General features: G+C 46.3%; 23 protein-coding genes. 5 read left to right on the plus strand and 18 right to left on the minus strand.

What is annotated here, in order from left to right; translation table 11 throughout:
* The first annotated feature begins 96 nt into the window (after window positions 1-96).
* The gene (locus tag HWY38_RS12125) at window positions 97-1,005 is read left to right on the plus strand and encodes an RluA family pseudouridine synthase (protein WP_224181922.1); all 909 of its coding nucleotides are present in this window, start codon (window positions 97-99) and stop codon (window positions 1,003-1,005) included.
* Here the strand turns inward: HWY38_RS12125 and HWY38_RS12130 are convergent.
* Together HWY38_RS12130 and HWY38_RS12135 are read right to left on the minus strand one after the other, a co-directional pair.
* Window positions 1,002-1,598, minus strand: a complete 597-nt coding sequence (locus HWY38_RS12130) for a class D sortase (protein ID WP_032874231.1) — start codon at window positions 1,596-1,598, stop codon at window positions 1,002-1,004. The genes HWY38_RS12125 and HWY38_RS12130 overlap by 4 nt on opposite strands.
* Window positions 1,595-3,649 (minus strand): bifunctional metallophosphatase/5'-nucleotidase, encoded by a 2,055-nt coding sequence (locus HWY38_RS12135; protein WP_224181923.1) that lies wholly within the window; start codon window positions 3,647-3,649, stop codon window positions 1,595-1,597. Before HWY38_RS12135 ends, HWY38_RS12130 begins: the two co-directional genes overlap by 4 nt.
* A gap of 192 nt (window positions 3,650-3,841) precedes the next feature.
* Between HWY38_RS12135 and HWY38_RS12140 the strand changes: the two genes are divergently transcribed.
* The gene (locus tag HWY38_RS12140; protein WP_224181924.1) at window positions 3,842-4,507 is read left to right on the plus strand and encodes a spore coat protein; all 666 of its coding nucleotides are present in this window, start codon (window positions 3,842-3,844) and stop codon (window positions 4,505-4,507) included.
* On the opposite strand, the gene HWY38_RS12145 is transcribed toward HWY38_RS12140, so the two are convergent.
* Both HWY38_RS12145 and HWY38_RS12150 read right to left on the minus strand, forming a co-directional pair.
* Entirely contained in the window at window positions 4,508-5,410 is a 903-nt protein-coding gene (locus HWY38_RS12145; RefSeq protein ID WP_025649518.1) for a hypothetical protein, read from the minus strand.
* A gap of 120 nt (window positions 5,411-5,530) precedes the next feature.
* The gene (locus tag HWY38_RS12150) at window positions 5,531-6,070 is read right to left on the minus strand and encodes a YhcN/YlaJ family sporulation lipoprotein (protein WP_003155362.1); all 540 of its coding nucleotides are present in this window, start codon (window positions 6,068-6,070) and stop codon (window positions 5,531-5,533) included.
* A 144-nt stretch (window positions 6,071-6,214) separates the two neighbouring features.
* Here HWY38_RS12150 and HWY38_RS12155 point away from each other — a divergent pair, with 144 nt between their 5' ends.
* A complete protein-coding gene (locus HWY38_RS12155; RefSeq protein WP_224181925.1) occupies window positions 6,215-6,793 on the plus strand; it encodes a hypothetical protein in 579 nt (192 codons plus the stop codon).
* Window positions 6,794-6,897: 104 nt separating this feature from the next.
* On the opposite strand, the gene HWY38_RS12160 is transcribed toward HWY38_RS12155, so the two are convergent.
* Window positions 6,898-8,289: an L-cystine transporter gene (locus HWY38_RS12160; protein WP_224181926.1), complete on the minus strand. Its 1,392-nt coding sequence runs from the start codon at window positions 8,287-8,289 to the stop codon at window positions 6,898-6,900.
* 151 nt (window positions 8,290-8,440) lie between these two features.
* On the opposite strand from HWY38_RS12160, the gene HWY38_RS12165 reads away from it, so the two are divergent.
* A complete protein-coding gene (locus HWY38_RS12165) occupies window positions 8,441-9,520 on the plus strand; it encodes a GGDEF domain-containing protein (RefSeq protein ID WP_038457408.1) in 1,080 nt (359 codons plus the stop codon).
* A gap of 16 nt (window positions 9,521-9,536) precedes the next feature.
* On the opposite strand, the gene HWY38_RS12170 is transcribed toward HWY38_RS12165, so the two are convergent.
* Window positions 9,537-10,367, minus strand: a complete 831-nt coding sequence (locus HWY38_RS12170) for a MetQ/NlpA family ABC transporter substrate-binding protein (RefSeq protein WP_224181927.1) — start codon at window positions 10,365-10,367, stop codon at window positions 9,537-9,539.
* 382 nt (window positions 10,368-10,749) lie between these two features.
* Between HWY38_RS12170 and cspB the strand changes: the two genes are divergently transcribed.
* Entirely contained in the window at window positions 10,750-10,950 is a 201-nt protein-coding gene (gene cspB / locus HWY38_RS12175; RefSeq protein ID WP_003155376.1) for a cold shock-like protein CspB, read from the plus strand.
* Window positions 10,951-11,040: 90 nt separating this feature from the next.
* Here cspB and HWY38_RS12180 read toward each other — a convergent pair whose 3' ends face one another.
* The 12 genes from HWY38_RS12180 to prkA all read right to left on the minus strand — a co-directional run bounded on the left by HWY38_RS12180 (window position 11,041) and on the right by prkA (window position 22,066).
* A complete protein-coding gene (locus tag HWY38_RS12180; protein WP_003155377.1) occupies window positions 11,041-11,988 on the minus strand; it encodes an ABC transporter permease in 948 nt (315 codons plus the stop codon).
* Window positions 11,981-12,898 carry an ABC transporter ATP-binding protein gene (locus HWY38_RS12185; RefSeq protein WP_007610267.1) on the minus strand — a complete coding sequence of 306 codons (918 nt, stop codon included), beginning with the start codon at window positions 12,896-12,898 and terminating at the stop codon, window positions 11,981-11,983. Before HWY38_RS12185 ends, HWY38_RS12180 begins: the two co-directional genes overlap by 8 nt.
* Window positions 12,899-13,615, minus strand: coding sequence for an ATP-binding cassette domain-containing protein (locus HWY38_RS12190; protein WP_224181928.1), 717 nt, complete (start codon window positions 13,613-13,615; stop codon window positions 12,899-12,901).
* On the minus strand, window positions 13,605-13,982 hold the full coding sequence (locus HWY38_RS12195; RefSeq protein ID WP_044801699.1) for a GntR family transcriptional regulator: 378 nt from the start codon (window positions 13,980-13,982) through the stop codon (window positions 13,605-13,607). The genes HWY38_RS12190 and HWY38_RS12195 overlap by 11 nt, the downstream gene beginning before the upstream one ends.
* A 2-nt stretch (window positions 13,983-13,984) precedes the next feature.
* Window positions 13,985-14,752 carry a hypothetical protein gene (locus HWY38_RS12200; protein WP_224181929.1) on the minus strand — a complete coding sequence of 256 codons (768 nt, stop codon included), beginning with the start codon at window positions 14,750-14,752 and terminating at the stop codon, window positions 13,985-13,987.
* Window positions 14,753-14,870: 118 nt separating this feature from the next.
* On the minus strand, window positions 14,871-15,242 hold the full coding sequence (locus tag HWY38_RS12205) for a hypothetical protein (protein WP_003155385.1): 372 nt from the start codon (window positions 15,240-15,242) through the stop codon (window positions 14,871-14,873).
* 12 nt (window positions 15,243-15,254) lie between these two features.
* Window positions 15,255-15,788, minus strand: coding sequence for an NAD(P)H-dependent oxidoreductase (locus tag HWY38_RS12210; protein ID WP_003155386.1), 534 nt, complete (start codon window positions 15,786-15,788; stop codon window positions 15,255-15,257).
* Between the two features lie 24 nt (window positions 15,789-15,812).
* The gene (locus tag HWY38_RS12215) at window positions 15,813-17,408 is read right to left on the minus strand and encodes an MFS transporter (protein WP_003155387.1); all 1,596 of its coding nucleotides are present in this window, start codon (window positions 17,406-17,408) and stop codon (window positions 15,813-15,815) included.
* A gap of 40 nt (window positions 17,409-17,448) precedes the next feature.
* Window positions 17,449-18,114 carry an HlyD family secretion protein gene (locus HWY38_RS12220; RefSeq protein ID WP_007610259.1) on the minus strand — a complete coding sequence of 222 codons (666 nt, stop codon included), beginning with the start codon at window positions 18,112-18,114 and terminating at the stop codon, window positions 17,449-17,451.
* 36 nt (window positions 18,115-18,150) lie between these two features.
* On the minus strand, window positions 18,151-18,615 hold the full coding sequence (locus tag HWY38_RS12225; protein WP_003155389.1) for a MarR family transcriptional regulator: 465 nt from the start codon (window positions 18,613-18,615) through the stop codon (window positions 18,151-18,153).
* A gap of 186 nt (window positions 18,616-18,801) precedes the next feature.
* Window positions 18,802-19,980, minus strand: a complete 1,179-nt coding sequence (yhbH, locus tag HWY38_RS12230) for a sporulation protein YhbH (protein ID WP_003155390.1) — start codon at window positions 19,978-19,980, stop codon at window positions 18,802-18,804.
* Between the two features lie 190 nt (window positions 19,981-20,170).
* Window positions 20,171-22,066: a serine/threonine protein kinase PrkA gene (gene prkA, locus HWY38_RS12235; RefSeq protein WP_003155391.1), complete on the minus strand. Its 1,896-nt coding sequence runs from the start codon at window positions 22,064-22,066 to the stop codon at window positions 20,171-20,173.
* Window positions 22,067-22,218 lie beyond the last annotated feature (152 nt).

The following is a 22,218-nucleotide window of genomic DNA, read 5'->3' on the forward strand; positions in this document are numbered from 1 at the left end:
ATCTTTATCAAGAATAGCATAGAAAAAAACGCGAAAGCTAAGGTAAGTGTTTCCTATTGAAACAGCCGCTTTCCGCTTGAAAAGGAGCTTTATGAAATGAAACAAAATGACCGCGGTCTGGAACTCCTGATTACGGAAAAGCACGCCGGACAATGGCTGTTTTCAGTCCTGAAATCTGAATTCCAGGCGTCAAAACCCGTAATTACGGAATGGATGAACCAAGAAAGCATTCAGGTGAATCGGACATCCCCGAAAAACAACATCATACTGAAAACCGGAGATCGCTTATTCATTGATCTTCAGGAAAAAACGGGTTCTTCGGTGACTCCGGAATACGGAGAGCCGGACATTTTATTTGAGGACAATCATATGCTGATTGCAAATAAGCCGGCGGGAATGCCGACTCATCCAAATGAAGAGGGTCAGACCGGCACCCTCAGCAACCTGATCGCTTACCATTTTCAAATCAACGGCGAGCAGGCGAAAGTGCGCCACGTTCACCGTCTTGACCGTGACACGTCAGGCGCGGTCGTTTTCGCGAAACACCGCCTGGCCCATGCAATCCTTGACCGTCAGCTCGAAACCAAAACGTTAAAACGCACCTATATCGCCGCGGCGGAAGGAAAAGTGACGCCTAAAAAAGGCACGGTTGACTCGCCGATCGGCCGCGACAGGTCACATTCCGTCAGACGGCGCGTCTCACCCGGCGGACAAGCCGCCGTCACCCATTACAAAGTGAAAGGCTATCATCCCGGTGCGCAGCTTACATTGGCAGAGCTTGAACTGGAAACCGGGAGAACACATCAAATCAGGGTGCATATGGCAAGCATCGGCCATCCGTTGGCGGGCGATGACCTGTACGGCGGAAGCAGGACGCTGTTTCACAGGCAGGCGCTTCACGCCAAAAAAGTCAGTGTCGTCCATCCGATCTCAGGAGAACAAATCGTTGCCGAGGCGCCGATGCCGGCTGATCTGGCTCATTTTACCGAAACGTATTTTTCTTAAACCGGGTCGGCATATATAATATATCGTTTCGGCGCATTCCCAATGTAAGAAAACGGATAGCAAGTGGTCAGGATCAGTTCCTCCCGCTTGTGCTGAAGGGTGATGACAGATGTATCATCCCGGCTGACGATTTTTGTACGGCTGATTTTATAAGAAAACGTGCCGTAAGACAAAATCACGTTCAGTCTGTCTCCTTTTTTCAGTTCGCCGGTCCGGCGGAACACCGTGTCCCTGTGGCCGGATAACACAATTTGGCCGTGATCGCCCGGATAATAGCTGTCCTTATAATGTCCGACGCCTTTTGCCAAATCATCTGCGTCAGTCCCTTCGACGATCGGGAGCTCAGCGTCGATTTCAGGGATTTCTAAAATGCCGCTTGCCTCACCCGTTTCGGGGTGAAATTCTTTTTTGCGCTGTGTCAGCACAGCGCTTTTTGTTTTTTTCTTTTCCAAGACAGGTTCTGTTGCTTTTTTTGCTTCTTCAAGCGATTGGTTCGTTTTCATATGTGAATCAATGATCTTCCAGCTTCCGTAACATGTGATGATGATACCGACGATGATGACGAGAAGCGGAATATGTTTCAGTTTGTTCATCGTGTGCGGGTTCCCCTTTTCTTTCTGAAAAGCCAATATACGCCGGCACCCGTGATCACCAGTCCGGCCAATGCCGTCTGATGGCTGCCCGCTGAAGTATCAGGCAATGGGCGGCCTTTTTGTGTGCCGCTTTCAGTCTGTTCTGTGCTTTGTTCCGAATTTGCGGCAGGCGCCGGACGGGATTCGGGAATTGGCTGCACTGTATCAGATGCTGTTTCTTCTGCGACAGGACGTTTAGGTTTTTTGGTTTGATCAGGCTGTTCTGCTGCATCCGGTTTTTTAGCGGGTTTTTCCGCTTGCGGTTTTTCTCCTTTATCAGGCCTGGTGCCGCCTGGTGTTTCCCCGCTTCCCGGCTGATTGCCGGTATCATCAGGTGTTTCGGCGGCTGATGCCGTGCGGATGCGGCCGTCGGTCTGATAAGAAATCGGTGCGGAAAAGCTTTTGACATAGTCTGCTGTCGCTTCCAAATCCTCAGGCCCCGTCACCGGGTTCTTGCCGAGTTTTCCGATCGGACCGTATTTTGCCCCCGCTGCCGTCGCCATAAATTGATTGACTGTTACTGTATATCCTTTTTCGGGCTGTATGTCTGTCCCGTCCGCCATCTTCATATCAACCGCTTGTCCGGTTTTCGGGTTCCATGTATAGGTAAATCCGCTGATGCTGTAATCCGGACCGTACACCGGAGAAATTTGCGCGTTGATGATCTCCCGCAAATCTTTTCCTTTGATTTCAAGCTTCGTCAGCACATTGCCGAACGGCTGTACATTATAAAGGTCTCCCCATGTGATCGGCCCTTTTTTTAAGCCGTCCCGGATGCCTCCTCCATTCATAAGCGCAAAATCGGATTTCATCTTCGCTTTCATACCGTCAGCAATCAGATTTCCGAGCGCCGTGTCGCCGTCATTTGAATACCCGCCCGTTATATCATGGGCCGCTTCCCCGATCGTTTCGCTGATAATCGGTTTCACTTTCTCTTCATATTTGCTTAATATGCCTGCCGCAGCCGGGTCAGGCTTGATTTTACTTTGATCGATATATTGGATTTCCGCTGATTTTTTCACGATATCCTTCGACTCTTTATCAAGTTCAAGATCGGCGATTCCGATTGCTTTTCCGTATTCAAATGCCTGCACGATCAGCTTGCCGTCGATTTCTCCGTTAACGACTTTATGATTGTGCGCGGCGAAAATCACATCAATCTCTGAGTCTGTTCCGCTTGCAAGCTTTGCGGATTCTCCCGTGATGGCTGAGCCATTTTGTTCAGCAGACATATGGGCGAGCACGGCGATTGCTTTAATTCCTTTTTTCTTCAGGTCAGCGGCGGCGTCATTGACAGCCTTTACCTCATCCGTAAACGTAATATTTTTAATTCCGTCCGGGATGACCATGCCTGCCGCCGATCTGGTTACAACCCCGATAAATGCGACCGGAATTCCGGAAATGTATTTAATTTCATACGGCGGCAGAAAGGACTCCCCTGACTTCAGTTTACAGTTGGCGCAGACGAGCGGGAAATTTTGGCCGTCATAACCGCTTGTCCCCTTACCGTCCGGATGATCTCCTCCATTGATGATCCGTTTAAGCTCATTCGTTCCTTCATCGAATTCGTGATTGCCGACAGTTCCGACATCAAAACCGATGTCTTCCATCAGTTCTACTGTCGGTTCATCCTGAAAAAGGGCTGACACGGGAGAGCTGCCCCCGATCATATCGCCCGCATGTACCACGAGGGCGTGTTCTTTCTCGGCTTTCGCCTTTTTAATGTACGCTGCGGCGTAGTCCATTCGCCCGAAAGTGCCATCCGGTTTACCGTCTCCGTTAAGGTCAAGCTCATATTGCTGATCAATTTTTCCGTGCAGATCATTCATGCTGATGATTCTGAGCGGGACACGGCCGGAGTCTTCAGTCTGCCGTTCTTTATACGCTTTATCCGTTCCAGCTTCATTCAGTGATCCTGCTTGTCCGATTGCTTCCGCATCTTTCACGCTGAACATCATAAAACAAACCGTCAGCAGACAGCACGAAAGACGAATACCCCTTATTTTCTTCATTCATTTCCCCCCTGTCTTCTAAGAAATACGTTAGCTTATTTTCTTAAAAATCACATCACTTTTTTGTAAAGATTGTCTTCACTGGCGCAAAATAGTAAATAATCCCCACATAACGAAACAGGTCTTGATGTATAACGGATCGGCTTTTTTCACATCTTAATGATGATTTGACATGAAGGAGGAAAACAACCAGTGGAACAGCAGCAGAATCAGCAGCAGCCGCCAGTAAATCAGGGGATCCCGGGTTCACCGCAAGTGAATCACGGAGGACATGAGCTTTTCGATATGCATGAAGTGCTGGCCGGAACAGTCGGTGTTTTGGATCAATTTATGATGCTCAGACAGTTTATACAGGATCAGCAGCTGGCCGACATCCTTGACCGCCAGTATCAATTCATTCTCGGACTCTATAATCTGACGGCAGAATGCTTTAAGACCGGCCAAAAGCCTTCTCAGGAAACGTCGACATATATGATGGAGGAACAGAACCAGGCCGTCTACGGTATAAAACCGACTCAGCCGAAAAAACCGAATCAATCATTAAATGATGTCAAAGATCTCGGGATCAGCGGCCATATGCTCGGACTGATTAAAGCTCAAGCTTCTCTCTTGACGATGAGCTCGCTTGAAATGACCAATCCCGTCACAAGAAGAGTGCTCTCCGCCCAAATTCAGCAATATGTCGAAATGGCGTTTGAAATCTTCTTATACCAAAATAAACACGGTTATTATCAGGTTCCTCAGCTCAATGCACAAGATATGCAGACCATGCTGAATTCATTTGCACCGGCCCAGGGACAGCCGCAAATGCCTCCGATTAAAGGACAAATGGGACAGCAGCAGCAAAACCTCCATTGATTAAAAAACGGCGTTGGAAACCTGACTCTCCAATGCCGTTTTCTTTTTTTCATATGCTTTTGTGAAATCATGTTCAAATCGTTTCAGGCTTTCTTTCGTAGCCGCTTCAAAGCCTTTTTCAAAATCCTGTGTTTCGGCGGTTTTGTTGATAATGGTTAAGATAATGCCTTCTCCGAATGTTTCGGTTAAGTCCTTTATCATATAGAAGCTTTGCAAATAGACATCTGTTTCATATTCCATACGCGATTTCTGCCATTTTCGGTCGGTCGTTAATTGATCAAACGGCACGACGGAAAATGCAATCGGATCAATGACTACATCATAATGCGCGACCCACTCGCTCAGCCCCTCATGAAACCAAAGCGGAAATACAGACGTATCCGTCCCCAATTGCCGCGTTTTTTGATGAAACGCGTAGTGTGTGTATTCATGTATAATCAATTGCTTATACATGAAAACGGCCAGCTCATCTTTTTTCAAAAGCTGTTTTTTCTCTTCAGGCAAAAGCCCCATCATCTGCTCCTGTTCTGAATAAAAACCGACTACATTTTTCAATCCTGAATATTGCTCCATTTCAGCTTCATCCGAAAAGAAAATGAGTTCAAGTGGCGCTGCACCTTTATAGCCGACAATGATTTGATTGATACGCTTTGCGTGGTCCAGCGTAAGCTTGGTCAGATCCAAGAGCGGTTTTTCATCCGCCGTATAGTAAATCGCTGTATGTTTGTAAATTTCTTTATTCATGTGTTCAGTCACTTGTTCCTTCGTCGGAACAGAGCGGCTGTTTTGGCCTGACAGGACGTACATCATACTTACTGAAACGGCTGAACTGACAGCCAATATGACAAGGACTCCGCACAGGATCAGAGTGAATGCCGCCCGTTTCCCCATGCCGTCACGCAAACAAGCTCCCCTCCCCGATCCTTTAATTTTCATCTCATTCTTTACTTTATGCTCAGGAGCGCTGGGTCGTGACGACAGATAAAATAAAAAAGCCGCAGCAAATGCGGCTTTTCCATTCATTTATTTATTGGGGTTTGGGAATACACGCTGCACCATTTGACCGAATTCATCAAACAGACCGGATACAGGATGTCCGTTTTGGATCCGTTTTCCGTAGCCTTGCATGCGTTCAACGAAGTCCGGGTTCGCTGATACATATACAGTCCGGACATGTTTATCGGCTGATTTCACCTTATCGGTAATCTTATTTTTCAAATGGTTGGCGATGGCGCCTTTTTGTCCGTTTGTCAAAACAACGGCTACATAAGCGCTGTTTCCGGCAACGATCACAGTCGCATTTTTAACCTCTTTTAAATCAGTCACCTTGTCAGCGGCTTTATCAGCCACTCTCAGGTTACGATTGTCATTGTGATCGGTGTTTTGGTTATGACGGTTCACTGTATTCATATTTGTCGCACCGTCGTTAGGCGTGTTGCGGTAATTTACATTCTGGGTGCGGTTGTCATTTCGTTTTCCTTCTCCCTGGTTCCCCATACTGCACCCTGCGGTAATCAGCATCGGCAGAAGAAGGGCAGAGATAACTGCTTGCTTTTTTATCATGTGAATTCCTCCTTTCTCACTTTACGTATAGGTTTTTCTATTCGGCGGGATTTATGCACGCCGTTTGCATTCTGAGCGGTTTGGATAAATATCAGAAGGAAAGGGAAAGGTAAGCGTAATCAATTGAATGAGGAGGGATTTAACTTGTTCAGAAAAAAAAGCGGCGTCAGCCCGACAGCGCTGCTGATCGGATCATCGATTCTGATTGCAGCTTTATCACCCGAAATCCGCCGGAAAATCTCCGGAATGGTTTTAGGCCGAATGCAGCATAAAGATGGTACACACTCCATGCAGCCTGCTGACCTGATTCAACAGGCGTTCGGCGGGGAATCCGGCGGACAGCAGCACACAGACAAAGCCCGGCATTCACAAACCGGCTCATTGCAGCCTGCCGAGCTGATCAAACAGGCTTTCGGCGGGGAATCCGGCGGACAGCAGCACACGGACAAAGCCCGGCATTCACAAACCGGCTCCACGCAGCCTGCCGAGCTGATCAAACAGGCGTTCGGCGGGGAATCCGGCGGAAGGCAGCATGAGCAGACTTCCCGCAATCACTCCGGCTCATCCCATACGGACGGACAGGCAGACCGCAGCCGAAGTAAAGAAACTTCGCAGAAGCCTCACTATACCGAGCCGATTCACTTCGAAGAAAGCGCGGTGAATGTTTTAAATGACAGCACCGTGATGAATATGCTGGAAGAAATTGAACCCGGAAATCATTAGAAACGAAAAAATCCTTCATTCGTTCAACGATGAAGGATTTTTTCGTTTTAGCGCTCTATCTCATATTTTTCTGTAAGAGAATGAACCATTGATCTGCTTTTTTGTTAAGCTTCTTCAGCTTCAATGACGATTGAGGAATCATTGTACACCGCGGTATCGTTTTCCTTCGTCATTTTACTTGTTAACAGCCCTGCGGTCATACTGCCGCTGACATTTAAGGCGGTGCGCCCCATGTCAATTAACGGCTCAATTGAAATGAGCAGCCCGGCAAGCGCGACAGGCATGTTCAAAGCGGATAGGACGAGCAGAGCCGCAAATGTCGCGCCGCCTCCCACGCCTGCTACACCGAATGAACTGATTGCCACGATGGCGATGACGGAGATGATAAATCCCGGTTCAAACGGGTTTTGCCCTACTGTCGGCGCAATCATCATCGCGAGCATCGCGGGGTAAATGCCGGCACAGCCGTTTTGACCGATCGATAAGCCGAATGAACCGGCGAAGTTCGCAATTCCTTCCGGGACGCCCATGCTTTTTTGTGTTTTAATATTGAGCGGCAAAGCCCCTGCGCTTGAGCGGGACGTAAACGCAAACACCATGACAGGAAATGCTTTTTTCACGTATGTGATCGGATTTAAACCGCTGAACGTAATCAGCAGCAAGTGAATGATAAACATGACGATAAGCGCGGCGTATGAAGCGATCACAAACATCCCCAGTTTCGCAATGCTGTCGATGTCGCTTGTCGCGATCGTCTTTGTCATAATCGCCAATACCCCGTAAGGCGTCAGTCTTAAAATTAATGTCACGACGCGCATAATAATCGCGTATACCGCATCGACAATTCCGCTGAAAGTCGCAGCGTGCTCCGGCTGTTTCCGTTTCACGCCCAGAAAAGCGATGCCGAGGAAAGCGGCGAAAATAACGACTCCGATGGTGGAAGTCGGTCTGGCCCCCGTGAAATCAAGAAACGGATTTCCCGGCAGAAGCTCAACGATTTGCTGAGGCAGCGTTTTGGCCGTCATATCCTCAGATTTTTGCTGCAGCTCCTGGCCTCTTGATAACTCGGTGCTTCCCTGGTCGATATGAACGGCTTTCAGATCAAAGGATAGCGCCGAAGCAATTCCGACTGCCGCAGCAATTGCTGTCGTAGCGATCAAAATTCCGATGATCAGTCCGCTGATTTTCCCGATGTTATGGGTCAGTTTCAGCTTCGTAAATGCGCCGAGAATAGAAATAAAGACTAGCGGCATGACGATCATCTGAAGCAATTTGACATAACCGCCGCCGGCAATATTAAACCAATCGGCCGTTTGTGTCACGATATGTGAAGCCGGCCCGTAAATCAATTGCAGTGCAAAACCGAATACAATGCCTAGTCCGAGCGCGGTAAAGACACGTTTAGAAAAGGAAACGTGTTTCTTTTGCATGACAAACAGACCTGCTATAAGCAAAAGCATAATGAAAACATGTAAGACTATAAATAAATTCTCCAAAACAGGTAAACACTCCCTTGCTCATTATCCTTTAACACTATATTATATGAATTCCGATCGGTCAAGTAAGAATTGACAAAATATGTATTTTTATAGACTTTTCTCTTTTCTTTCCACCCTTTCTCTAGTAACTTATATAAGGGTGATTGTTATGCTGAAGGAACTGTTTCTTAATTTAACGATTTTAATTACATTTAATTATCTCTTCACCCTTCTTTTTAAAGAGTCGCTTTCGTATAAAGAAGACCGTCTGATCTTTCAATTACTGAAGGGGACGGTCTGCGGGCTTTTAGGGGTTTTTCTGATTGCTTTCGGCTTTTCTTACTCCGATTCCATCATTGATCTCAGAAATATCCCCATTATCATCGCCGCTCTTTACGGAGGCTGGGTGTCTACGGCAGCCGCCTTTGCGATTATCGTCGCAGGCCGTATCCTGATCAATTTCAATACAAGCGCCATTTTTTCCATCGCCGCCGTCGGGGTTATTGCGATACTTTCTGCGGCCGTCCTCAGAGGAAAAAAGCCGGATCACAAAATGGCGTTCGTTATGCTGCTTTTTTCAAATGTTATTTTCACCCTGACGCTGCTGTTTCTTATGCCTGAACAGCCTGCCGGGGCCCTCGTTTATTATTGGCTTATTTCCACCTTGGGCGGAATGCTGTCGCTGTATATCATCAAACACGAAGCCGATGCCCGCCTTTTGTTCAAGCAATACAAGTTTCAAGCGAATTATGATTTTCTGACGGGGATTTTTAATAAGAGAAAATTCGAGGAAGTCTCGCGCGTTCTGTACGATCGGGCGTCTCAATCCCCCTCGTCTCAGCTCGCGCTTATTTATTTGGATATTGATCACTTTAAGCAGATCAATGATCAATACGGCCATTATGAAGGGGATCGAGTACTGAAAGAACTGGGGACGCGTCTGAGGTTCTTACTCAGCAGTTCTGACCCGTCAGCCCGCATCGGCGGCGAAGAATTTGCCGTGCTTATGCCCAATTGCACGTATACAAAAGGGCTTCACCTCGCAGAAGAAATCAGGCACACGATTGACGCGAACCCGATTCTGCTGACGAGCGGAGATACAATTCCCGTGACCGTTTCCCTCGGCATCGCGCATTATCCGACAAATACATCGGATCCTCAGACATTGCCCCTGATCGCGGACCGGATGCTGTACAAAGCGAAAACATCAGGGCGCAATCAAGTGTGCAGCACTGAAAAAAAAGAATGATCGCCCGAAGAGGAAATCATTCTTTCTTTTCAGTGAGAAAGCCGCCTTTCAGGAAAACAGGAATCAGGCTGCCCTCATATTCTTTTTCAATAAACGCCGCGGTATCATCTGATTGATACAAAGACAGGAGTTTTTGCATCCGTTCATCATCTTTATCCTCAGCCCTGACGGCGATCAGATGAATATACGCTTCCTTCATTTGCGCCGATCGGATCAGCGCGTCCTTCTCCGCATGAAATCCTGCTTTTTTCGCCTCGCTTTGACTGAGAACTGCTGCGTCAGCATGTTCCGCCGCCTGATATGCGTTCTTTTTTGTTTCCGTTTTTAAGGTCAGATGCTTCGGGTTGTCCTTGATCATATCAGTTGAACCCGTACCGGTGAATCCCTTTTTCAATGTCATCAGTCCGGCCTCCTGCATGAGAAAAAGCGCCCTTCCGAAGTCCGCCGCTTCACCAGGCACGGCAATGACCGCTCCGTCCGGTATATCCTTCAGCCGTTTATGTTGCTTGGAATACACCCCCAGCGATGCCGCATATGTCGTTCCTAAAGGAGCCAGCTTCTTTTTCACATGAGGCGGCAAAGATTGAAAATAAGAAACGGATTGAAACGCATTGGCGTCGAGATCCCCGCCGGCAAGCGCCAAATCGGCCTCGGCATAATCCGAAAACGTTACCAAAGAAAGCTGCAATCCTTCCTCACCGGCTTTTTTCGCGACAAACTCCCAGATCGATTGATCAGATTCATTGATTCCGATAGTAATTCTCCGGTTCCCGTCAGGATAATGGCATGAAGTAAGTGATATGATCAAAATGAAAAGAAACAGACTGTTTATAAGCCGCAGGTTCAAGTTGACCTACTCCCTATCTATTTTTATGTACAGAGGCTGCACCATGATATTCGGGCTCATGATTACATACAATACCGATTTAAAAAAGGGTTGTCAATTGCTTCCTTAAGAGGCTGTAAAGCTGTTTTTATCAGCTGAAAATGGGCTGTTCTAGTCTCAAATCAGATTTCCGTATCAGAGCGTTCTCCTCTTAAAACATGTTATTTCGAAAAAAGTTACATTTAGCAGTTGTTTTTTCTTCGAATTACTGGTAGAGTAAAGGTAATTATTTTTGTTCGAACTATCTTTAAGAAGAAAGTTTTGTAAGAGTTTTCGTCTTGGAAGTTTGTTTTAGAGCAAGAATAGTGAATTTAAGCGTTATGTCGCTTTAGGAGGAAATTTCATGTTAGAAGGTAAAGTAAAATGGTTCAACTCTGAAAAAGGATTCGGATTCATCGAAGTAGAAGGTCAAGACGATGTATTCGTTCACTTCTCTGCTATTCAAGGCGAAGGCTTCAAAACTTTAGAAGAAGGCCAATCTGTTTCTTTCGAAATCGTTGAAGGAAACCGCGGACCACAAGCTGCTAACGTAACAAAAGCATAAATTGTTTAAAAAACCTGCCGGTGTACGCCGGCAGGTTTTTTTCATCTAAAACGAAAAGCTGTTTTGCAAAGGCAAAACAGCTTTTTTATATCAGGTGGCAATATCGCGTTTTAAAAAGACGCCGAATGCAAGCGCTAGAAAAATAACGAAGTAAATCACAAGCATCACAACCGAAAATGTCATCGTCATCCCCTCAACTAAAGGAGTCCCGTTCATATATTGCGACAAATCCGTGTTCGCAAATAAAATATATTTGGTCCATTCAAATTTCGCAGCAAGAAATACCGTCGCCGTGTTCCCCATAACCAATAGAAAAATAGAAAATCCGACCGCTAATGAGCTGTTCCGGAATACCGCAGACAGCATAAACGCCATCGTCGCAAGCATAAAAGCGGAGACAGATTCATAGACATATGTTTTAGCGAGGAAAGCGATGATATTTTGCTCAAAAACATGGCCGTCTTTGTATACGAGATGAACATCAGCCGCAGTATCTCCGCCTGTACCGAAAAAGACCAATCCCAGCAGAGCGGAGCCGGCAAATAAAATCACAAGCATCAGCAGTCCGAACAGCAGCACCGTCATATATTTAGATAGCAAAATCTGAAAACGGCTGAGCGGACGGATAGCCAGCAGCTTGATCGTCCCCCAGTTGAACTCATTCGCCACGATGCCTGCGGCAATGATAATCGTAAACAGCCCGGTCAAAACAGTCATCATCGAAGAATCAGCTACGTATGACCACACTGTGTACCCTGTATCCTCGGGGATGTTATGATCCATACGGTATTGATTTATCGCGACATTCTGTTTCAGGTTATCAATGAGCGTCTGGTTTCCGGTTTCCTTCATCTGCTGTTTCATTTCTTTGTTTTCGGCCTGAAGCTCCTGTTTCCAATTCGGATTGGCTTCGCTGGAGGTGAAATGGTTTGACAGAAGCGCAAAACCGATCATCGAAACGCCTAAAATTACAATCATAGCCCACGTGCCGACGCGGCTGAAAATTTTTATCCATTCATTATAGATCAGCTTAAACATATTGAACCTCCTCTTTCGTCCCGCCGGTAATCTCCAAGAAACGGTCTTCCAAAGATTTTGTCATGATTTTCACTTCATATAAGCGGATGTTTTCACGGACGAGCAGTGATATCACATCAGGCACTTCCTGTTTTGACAGCTTGATTTCAATGCCGTCTGTCTTCTTCACACAGTCAAACTGACTCAGAACGGCAAGAGCCTCTTCTCTTTGTTCAATATGGAAGAAGTATGTATCTTTATCCTCTTTTCCTTCATCCCTTACTTTTTGAATATCGACAAGCTCCCCTTTTTGCAAAATGCCGATTCGGTCGCACATTAGCTCCATTTCTGACAGAAGGTGGCTTGAGACGATGACAGCCATTCCTTTTTCACGTGTCAGCTTTTTCAGATGGTCCCTGATTTCCCTGATGCCCGCGGGATCAAGGCCGTTTGTCGGTTCATCCAGAATCAGCACTTTAGGATTATGCAGCAGGCTTTGGGCGAGGCCGAGACGCTGTCTCATTCCGAGAGAGTAGGTTTTTACTTTGTCATGTATTCTATCCTGCAACCCGACGAGCTCGATGACCTCATCTATTTTTTCTTTCGTAACGCCTTTTACCATCCTTGCGTACTGCTGTAAATTTTTATAGCCGCTCAGGAATTTGTACAGCTCCGGGTTTTCCACGATGGCTCCGACGTGCCTGACCGCTTTTGCATAGTTTTTCGTAATGGATTCTCCGCAGATTACGATGTCTCCCTGAGACAGTTTCATTAATCCGACCATCATTCTGATCGTAGTGGTTTTCCCCGCTCCGTTCGGCCCTAAAAATCCAAACACTTCGCCCGCCCGGACGGAGAAGCTCAGATCATGAATAATCGTTCGTCCTTTTATCGTTTTCTTTACCTGTTGCAGTTCTAATACCGTTTCCAATTAGAATCCCCCTTCTATTTCGTGCGCCTGCATGACGCTTCTGTACCATTGCAGCACGGACATTCCTTCCTGTTCCCGAATTTCTTCGACCTCGCGCCGTTCAGCGATTTCCCCTTTTATGAAAACCATCACTTCGTCTAACAGCGTCTCAATCTCGCCGATCTCATGTGTGGCGATGACGACGATCTGACTGTCAAAATCAATATAAGATACGAGACTGTTGACAATCGACTCTCTGACCGCCGGATCAAGACCTGAAAACGGCTCATCCAGCAGAATGACGGATGCTTTTCTCGACAGGGCCAAAACGATTTTCAGCCTGCCCCGGCTGCCTTTGGACAGCTCTTTTATCTTCTGCTTCGCTGAAAGATTCATTTCCGTTAATAGGTTATGTGCTTTTTCCAGCTGAAAATCCGGGAATTGCGAATGATAAAATGTGAGCATATCACCGACGGTCGTCCGGGCGGAAAACATATCATGTTCGGTTAAATATGCTGTACGAAACAGCATGTTCCTGCTTACTGCGCAGCCTCCCATCCGGACGGCGCCCGATGTCGGGAACGCAAGCCCGGCAAGCATTTTAAGCGTTGTTGATTTACCGCTTCCGTTCGGCCCTAAAATTCCGTAGATTTTACCCGGAGACAATGAAAATGATACATCGCTGACCGCGAGCCTGCGGCCGTATTTTTTTGTTACGCGTTCAAAATCAAGCTTCATCGTTTGCTTCCTCCGCATATCGTTTGATCCCGTCGAGCATTTCCTCAGGAGATAACCCCAGCTCCGCCATTTCCTGAATAAAGCGTTTGAAAACGTCTTTTGTCAGCCTGTCTTTCAGCTCCGCTTTCAGATCGGATCTTTCCGCTATAAAGGTTCCCTGTCCTCTTCTCGTCTCCACGATCCCCAGCCTTTCCATTTCACTGTACGTTCTTTGTATCGTGTTCGGGTTCACTTTCATCTGTACGGCCATCTCCCTTACGGACGGCAGTTTGTCCCCCGGTGAAAGCTCACTTCGGATCAGCCGGTAATATACACGATCGGCAATCTGCAGATAAATCGGCTTGGATGACTGAAATTCATTCTCCATCATTACACCTCAACCTTTCGATTCAGCAGCATAGAGGCCAGCGCGAGACAGAGCGCCGCAAGCACGATCACTGCCAGGAAACTGAAAAGCGAAATGTGGACGGCTTTCAGCTCCATCGTCCATCCAGTCAATTTTGTATAATGAAAATCAAAATTCGCATACACTTTTACCGGCCATAAATCATGTTGAGATGAAGTGAAAGGCGTAATGATTTTATCGTCAATATAGGTCCAGACAAACGCAAGCACGATGCAGATCACCCAACGGAGGACGGGAACATGTTTTAATGAGTGAAAAACAGTCCAAAATACGGCCACGATCACAGATAAGTACGCTGAACTGATCAGCAGGTAAGCATTCAGTCCGGTTAATGTGCCGGCCAGGGGAATGGTGTGTTCCAGCGCTCCTTTTGCAGAAAGCATCCGGTACATCCAAATGCCGTAGCCGGTCAGCGCCAGCTGCCCGATCAACTGATACAGCAGTGAGGCCGTCAGTTTGGAAGCCAGCAGATAAAATCCCCCATTCGGATTGTAAAGCCACAGCTGGTTTTTTCCTTCTTTATGAAGGTGATAATACATAAAAAGCGGCGCTACAAGAAATTGAAAAAACCCCATTGCCGCAAAAAAGCCGAAAATGACGAGCGGTTCTTTCTGACGGACAGCGATGACGTGGGCTGCAAACGCCCAGCAAATCATGCCGCAAAGCCACACCGCGAGCCAAATCCATGAAACCTTCGCATCTTTTTTCAGCAAACCTAAAAACGATGTCATTCTTGCTCTCTCCATTCGGATCAAGTGTATGAGTAACATAGTACACTAGATCATCATGTATTACAATATCTTCAATAAAAAAAGACAAATCCGCTATTACGCAGATTTGCCTTTTCAATTACTTCTTTTTGTTTTTTAAGGAGAGCAGCGCATCACGATAGCTGCTATCCTGCATTTTGCCGCCGCTATCAGGATCGTTTGGTTCCTGATCCGTCTCAGAAGTCTTAAACTTCTGAAGCGCCTGACGGTACACATCATCGCCCATTGTATTCTTTTTCTCACGGGGAGATTCAGATTTTACAACGACGGGAGCATGCTCGGCTGAGCGCTCCTCGGCCGGATCATGCTTTTCCGGCTGTTCGGCTGTAGTGCCGATCGCTTCTCTCTTTTCTTCTTTGACATCCTGTCCTGCAGAAGTGCTGCGGACATTGAATGTGATAAGAAGTGCAATCACAATGACAGCAGCAATAACCGCTATAATAATGGCCATATAACCCTCTCCTTACTGTCGTCCGGCAGTTAGATTACCTGTGACTTGGCTGACACGTCTGCCAAGCGCACGGCCTAATTGAAGGCCTTCTTCCGTCATCAGCACATCGCTGTCAACCGGGCATGTGACGCCCGCGCCGTAGTAAGAGCCGTACAGCGCGTTTTCAGGAACGTTGCCGGGAAGTCCGACAACAATCATGCCTTGGTGAAACATAGGAGTGATCAGATTGTGCATTGTCATTTCTAATCCGCCATGTGTTGTCGCCGTCGTACAGAATACGGCGCCGACTTTATCAATCAGCTCGCCTTCAGCCCACAGATAGCCGAGTCTGTCGATCCACGCTTTTAAGCCTGAACTGATGGTGCCAAAGTGTCCCGGACATCCCCAGATAATGGCATCCATGTCTTTCAGCTTGCGGATGTCTGCTTGATCGACATGGTCGATCAGGACTTCAGCCTCAGCGTTTTCTCGTGCTCCTTCGGCAATGGCTTCAGCAAGGTGTTTTGTATGTTCGCCTTCACTATCGTACACTACGTAAATTTTCATTCAGGAAACCTCCCATTCAGATGATTAAGATTCCTTCACTTCTTTAGGGGCAGGAAGCAATGACAGCTCCTCTTTTTTCTTCGCCCGCTGTTTGTCTTTCCGTACGTCACGCAAGAACAGGCTCAGGACTACGCCGATAACCGCAAAGATCGTCGCCCACATAAACGCGTCATTAATCCCCATAACGTTGGAATTAAGTGAAGCTGTTTTGTAGAGATAAGAATAAACGGTTTGTTTCGCCGCATCAAGCGACATGTTCATGTTGACCATTAAATTCGAAACCGCGCTTTGGAACGACTGCATGAAGCTTGGATCAGCCGTGCTCGTTTTATCCGCAATCTGCGAATAGTGCATTGTCGTACGGTTCGTATAAATCGTTGTGATCAAACTTGTTCCGATTGAACCGCTGATCTGGCGGAGCGTGTTGCTCATCGCCGTGCCGTGGCTGTTCAATCGTGCCGGAAGCTGGTTCATTCCGGCTGTCATAACAGGCATCATTAACAGTGACATACCGAATGCGCGGATGGCATAGACAAGCATAATGTGCGTGTAAGGTGTGTCAATTGTCAATTTTGTATACTGAAATGTCGTTGCGACCGTGATGACCAGCCCGATAATCGCAAGCGGTCTCGGACCGATTTTGTCAAACAGAATACCGGAAATCGGCGACATGATCAGCATGACAATCGCGCCCGGCAATAGCAAGAGACCCGATTGCAGCGCCGTAAAGCCGACTAAGTTCTGCAGGTAAATCGGAAGCAGGAACATTCCTGTGTAAAGCGCAACGGTAATAATGATGTTAATCACACTGGAAAGTGAGAAAATATCATATTTAAATACCCGGAAGTCGAGCATCGGTTTTTCAGAGCGCAATTGCTGAATGACAAACGCGGCAATCGCGATGACACCGACGATGACGGTAGACAGCACGATCGGATCTCCCCAGCCGTCGCTGCCCGCTTCACTGACTCCGTAAAGCAATGAGGCAAATCCGACAATGGATAGAATCGCACCCAAGCTGTCGAGTTTGATTTTTTGCGGTTCCACCAAGTTCTTAAAGAGGAAGAACGCTATGATAATAACGATTGCCCCGATCGGAACAAGGCCGTAGAACATAATGCGCCATGTGTAATGCTCGATGATCCAGCCGGAAAGAGTCGGTCCGACCGCCGGAGCAAACATCATCGCAAGACCGAAAATCCCCATTCCTTTCCCCCTGCTTTCAGGCGGGAAGATAAGCAGAATGGTTGTCATGACCAGCGGCTGCAGGATACCGCCGCCGACCGCCTGAATTAACCGGCCGATCAGCATGGTTGAGAAGTTAGGCGCAATTCCGCAGACTAACGTTCCCGCTGTAAAACAGAACATGGCTACGAGAAAGAGGCTTCTCTGTCCGAACCGGGTAATTAAGAACGCAGATAACGGAATCAAAACACCGTTGACCAGCATGTATCCGGTCGTAAGCCACTGAATCGTCGTCGCACTCACACCGAACTCGGTCATTAAGTGCGGCATCGCCACGTTAAGAAGCGTTTGGTTCAAGATCGCCAGGAATAACCCGGCCATAAGCACAATAAGCAATGTTTTAGGACTTTTTACTTGATTATCTGATTTAGCCACCTAAGACAACCTCCCTTCATGGTTTGATGACTGATCTGTATTATTCAGAGATTTTTACAGATGCGTTCATACCAGGAAGCACCTTGTCAGATGGGTTGCTGAGTGAAATTTTAACAGGAACTTTTTGCGTTACTTTTGTGTAGTTGCCGCTTGAGTTTGAAGAAGGCAGCATATCAAATGTTGAATTTGTCGCATAACCGATTTCTTCTACTGTTCCGTCAAATGTTGTATTAGGGTCGCCGTCAACAATTACGTCTACTTTGTTTCCTACTTCAATGTCTCTAATGTCTGTTTCTTTAATGTTTGCAGTGATGTAAAGGTGTTTCATGTCAATTTCTTGGGCAATTGTCGTACCGGCTTGCACCATTTGGCCGTTTTTCACTTCGTTTTTCACGATTGTTCCATCCATGATGGCTTTTACGTCAGCATTTTGCTGTCCTTTGATTTTTGCAACAACGTCGTTTTTGCTTACTTCTTTCCCCTCATCAAGATTCCAGTCAGTTACTTTACCCGCAGCAGGAGCTGTGATAGCCGCCATGTCGCCGGCAACTTTTGCTTCATCGGTTTTTACATAGTGTGTGCTTTGATAATAGTAGTAAGCACCTCCGCCTATAATTGCAAGAACAACAATCAAACCGATAATGTTGGTCAGAATTAAACGTCCTCTGTTCATTTTGTTTTCTCCTTTCGTTTCTTCCTCTATCATTTTGTGGAATGATGATAAAAATATGTGGGGATTTTTTTATTTTCCGTTTTTCACTGCACAGCCGTTTGCAAGCTTCGTTAAACTTTCCGCAAGCTTGCGCAGGTACTGCAGTTCAGCGGTATTGAGCTGCCGGTATAAGACCGCCGCTTTTTCGGCATATTGAACAGCAGCTTTCTTTAGAAGTTCTTCCCCCTCTTCGGTTAACTGAATCATAACAACACGCCGGTCGTCGTGATAGTCGCTCCGAACCATTAGGCGGCGCTTATACAGAATATCGGTCATTCTCGTGACAGACGCCGGTTTCAGATCAAGCGACAAAGCCAGCCTTGAAAGCTGCGTGCTTTTGCTCTTATGTATTTTGAACATCAGCAGATACTGCAGCACTGTAATATCAAATGGTTCAAGCACTGTCTCCAGAATCATTTTCTGCTTTTTGTAAATCGATCTGGAAGTATCAAACAGTTGTTCAAAACTGAGCAAAGCGAGCTCTGATTCAATCACCGTATTTTCACCTCATTCCCTTAATAATAGTTCACAAGATAAAATATTAATAAATGAAAGAAGATTTGTAAAGAGAAAAGTTTCATTTTTTAAGGATTTTTTTTATGCCGTTTTTTCTCTTTATTTTTAATTTAAAAAAGCCGGGTGAAGAACCGCGGCCGCACGATTCTTCACTCGGCTTTATATTTAATACGATGCTTTGCTTATACCGGCTTCCTCATTTTTAAAAAAGCTTTTCAGCGCTTGAAATACGTCCGATTTCTGTTTCAGGATGTAGTATTTAAATTTATCATCTTTGACATTTTTATAGGCGGACATGAGGGTGGAATGCCTGTTATATTGATTGACCTCACCGTAACAGAACAGATTCGATTTTTTCATGATGTCATTGACGAGCTTTACGCACCGGGCGTTATCCGAAGTCAGGTTATCTCCGTCTGAAAAATGAAACGGATAGATGTTGTAGCGGGCGGGGTCATATTTTTCATCAATTAATTCAAGAGACTTCCGGTAAACGGAGGAACAGATGGTGCCTCCGCTCTCGCCTTTCGAGAAAAAATCTTCTTCCGACACAACCTTCGCTTCCGTATGGTGGGCGATAAATTCGATATCAACCGTTTCATACTTTGTCCGTAAAAATCGTGTCATCCAAAAAAAGAAGCTCCTCGCCATATACTTTTCCCATACGCCCATCGAACCGCTTGTATCCATCATGGCTAAAACGACAGCTTTCGATTCCGGCTTCGTCACATCATTCCATGTTTTGTATTTCAGATCTTCCGGATAAATAGGGTAAAACGACGGCTTGCCTGTCATGGCGTTTCGTTTATAGGCCGACAGCATCGTCCTTTTCTTATCGATATTCCCTGTCAGCCCGGTTTTCCGGATATCATTGAACTCGATATCGGTATGGACGATATTGTCCCTTTCCTTTTGCTGCAGATTCGGCAGTTCTAATTCCTGAAACAGCGCTTCTTCCAGATCCATCAATGAAACTTCCGCTTCATAATAATCCTCGCCTGCCTGATCGCCTGCTCCCTGGCCTTTTCCGGCACCCTGCTTTTTATCTGCGCCGTCTCTTGCGACGATATCGCCGACTTCGCTGTCGCCGTCGCCTTGGCCGACATGTTTATTTTTATCATAGTTATAACGGATTTTATATTCATCAAGCGAACGAATCGGGATTTTCACAACATCTTTTCCGTTGGACATAATAATGCTTTCCTCAGTGACAAGGTCCGGAAGGTTGTTTTTTATCGCTTCCTGCACTTTCTTTTGGTGGCGCTGCTGGTCGTCAAAGCCTTTGCGATGGAGGGACCAGTCTTCCTCTGAAATCAAAAAATTTCCGCTGTCATTACGGGACATGAATTCCCCTCCTTAACCGTTATGGTCGTTTTACATGTGTATTCCGGCTTGGTCCTGTTTATGAAACAAGTCCGGCGAAAAGATTTATTTTTATCTTATGCCGGCCGGACTCTCCAATTGACAAACAATTGCGAAAAACAGACAAAAGAACCCGTCCTTTTACAGACGGGCCTCTCAATGAAATCAAATATCAGCGGTTTAACAAGCTTCCGACATACTTCAGCAGTTCATTAGCGCTAGTCGAATTATAGCCGTGTTCATCTATTAACCTTGCCACTACCTCATTGACCTTTTTAAGCTGCTGTTCATCCGGCGTTTTGGTGGAGGTCGTAATTTTCACTACATCTTTTAAGTCTGCGAACAGCTTTTTCTGAATCGCTTCGCGGAGTCTTTCGTGCGAATTATAGTCAAAGCGTTTTCCTTTTCTTGCATAGGCGGATATGCGGATTAAGATTTCTTCGCGGAACGCTTTTTTGGCGTTTTCTGAAATGCCGATCTGCTCTTCAATGGATCTCATCAGTTTTTCGTCAGGATTCATTTCTTCACCCGTCAGCGGATCGCGAAGCTTATTTTTATTGCAGTACGCTTCCACATTATCTAAATAATTGTCCATGAGAGTTTTCGCGGATTCTTCATATGAATAAACGAACGCCTTCTGCACTTCCTTTTTGGCGATGTCATCGTACTCTTTCCTGGCGGCGGAAATAAAATTCATATACCGCTCTTTGTCCTCGGCGGAGATGGACGGATGCTGGTCGAGTCCTTCTTTTAAGGAACGCAGCACGTCAAGCGAATTGATGGATTCCATATTTTTTCTGATAATCGTTGAGGAAATGCGGTTGATGACATAGCGCGGGTCGATTCCGCTCATTCCTTCATCATGGAATTCCTTCTTCATATCCTCCAGATCAACGGAATTGTAACCTTCAACGCTTTCTCCGTCATAGAGCCTCATTTTTTTGACGAGATCAATATCAGAGCGGTTCGGTTCCTTCAGCCGGGTCAAAATAGAAAACATCGCAGCCACTTTTAATGTATGGGGGGCGATGTGTACGTCAGAAACATCACTTTCAGAAATCATTTTTTCATAAATCCGTTCTTCCTCTGACACCTTTAAATTATAAGGAACAGGCATCACGATGATCCTGGAGTGAAGGGCTTCGTTTTTCTTATTGGCAATAAACGAGCGGTACTCCGTTTCGTTCGTATGCGCAACAACCAATTCGTCGGCTGAGATGAGCGCAAACCGTCCGGCTTTGAAATTCCCTTCCTGCGTGAGTGACAGAAGGTGCCACAGAAATTTTTCATCGCATTTCAGCATTTCCTGAAATTCCATCATTCCGCGGTTCGCTTTATTTAATTCACCGTCAAACCGATAAGCGCGCGGATCTGATTCCGAACCGTATTCGGCAATCGTCGAAAAATCAATGCTCCCCGTCAAATCGGCGATATCCTGTGATTTCGGATCAGACGGGCTGAAGGTTCCGATTCCGGTACGTTTATCCTCCGAGAAGAATATACGTTCAACTTTAACATCCTCAATTCTGCCGCCGTATTCTTCTTCAAGCCGCATGACATTAAGCGGAGAAAGGCTGCCCTCAATTCTGATGCCGTATTCTCTGTAGAAGTCGTCGCGCAGATGATGGGGAATGAGATGGAGAGGATCTTCATGCATCGGGCAGCCTTTAATGGCGTAAACAGCGCCGTTGTCTGTCAATGAGTAGGCTTCAAGCCCTTTTTTCAGCATGGTGACAAGAGTTGACTTTCCGCCGCTGACGGGTCCCATCAATAGTAAAATCCGTTTTCTTACATCGAGCCGCTTGGCAGCCGGGTGAAAGTATTCCTCCACGAGCCGTTCCAGAGATTCCTCAAGGCCGAACAGCTCCCGCGAGAAAAAGCTGTATGTCTTTTTACCGTCATCCTCCTCGATTCCGCTGTCTTTTATCATATTAAAAACGCGAGAATGAGCAGACTGCGCGACCAATGGATTTTCTTTTATGATCTCCAAATAATCAGCGAACGTCCCTTCCCATTTGAGACGCTGCTCTTCCTCTCTGTACTTTTCAATTTTCTTTAATATATCCATAAGAACCTCCTCTATCATGGTTAATGCACTAGAAATAAGGTACTTTGTTACAATCTATGCGGTGACGTGATAATACATGCTTTTCGTTTCTTAAAAATAAAGACGTTATAAGGCCGTCATTGACAAGGGTCCGGTGCACCGTTCATAATGAA

The sequence above is a fragment of the Bacillus sp. KS1 genome, from assembly GCF_020075515.1.
Classification (GTDB): domain Bacteria; phylum Bacillota; class Bacilli; order Bacillales; family Bacillaceae; genus Bacillus; species Bacillus velezensis.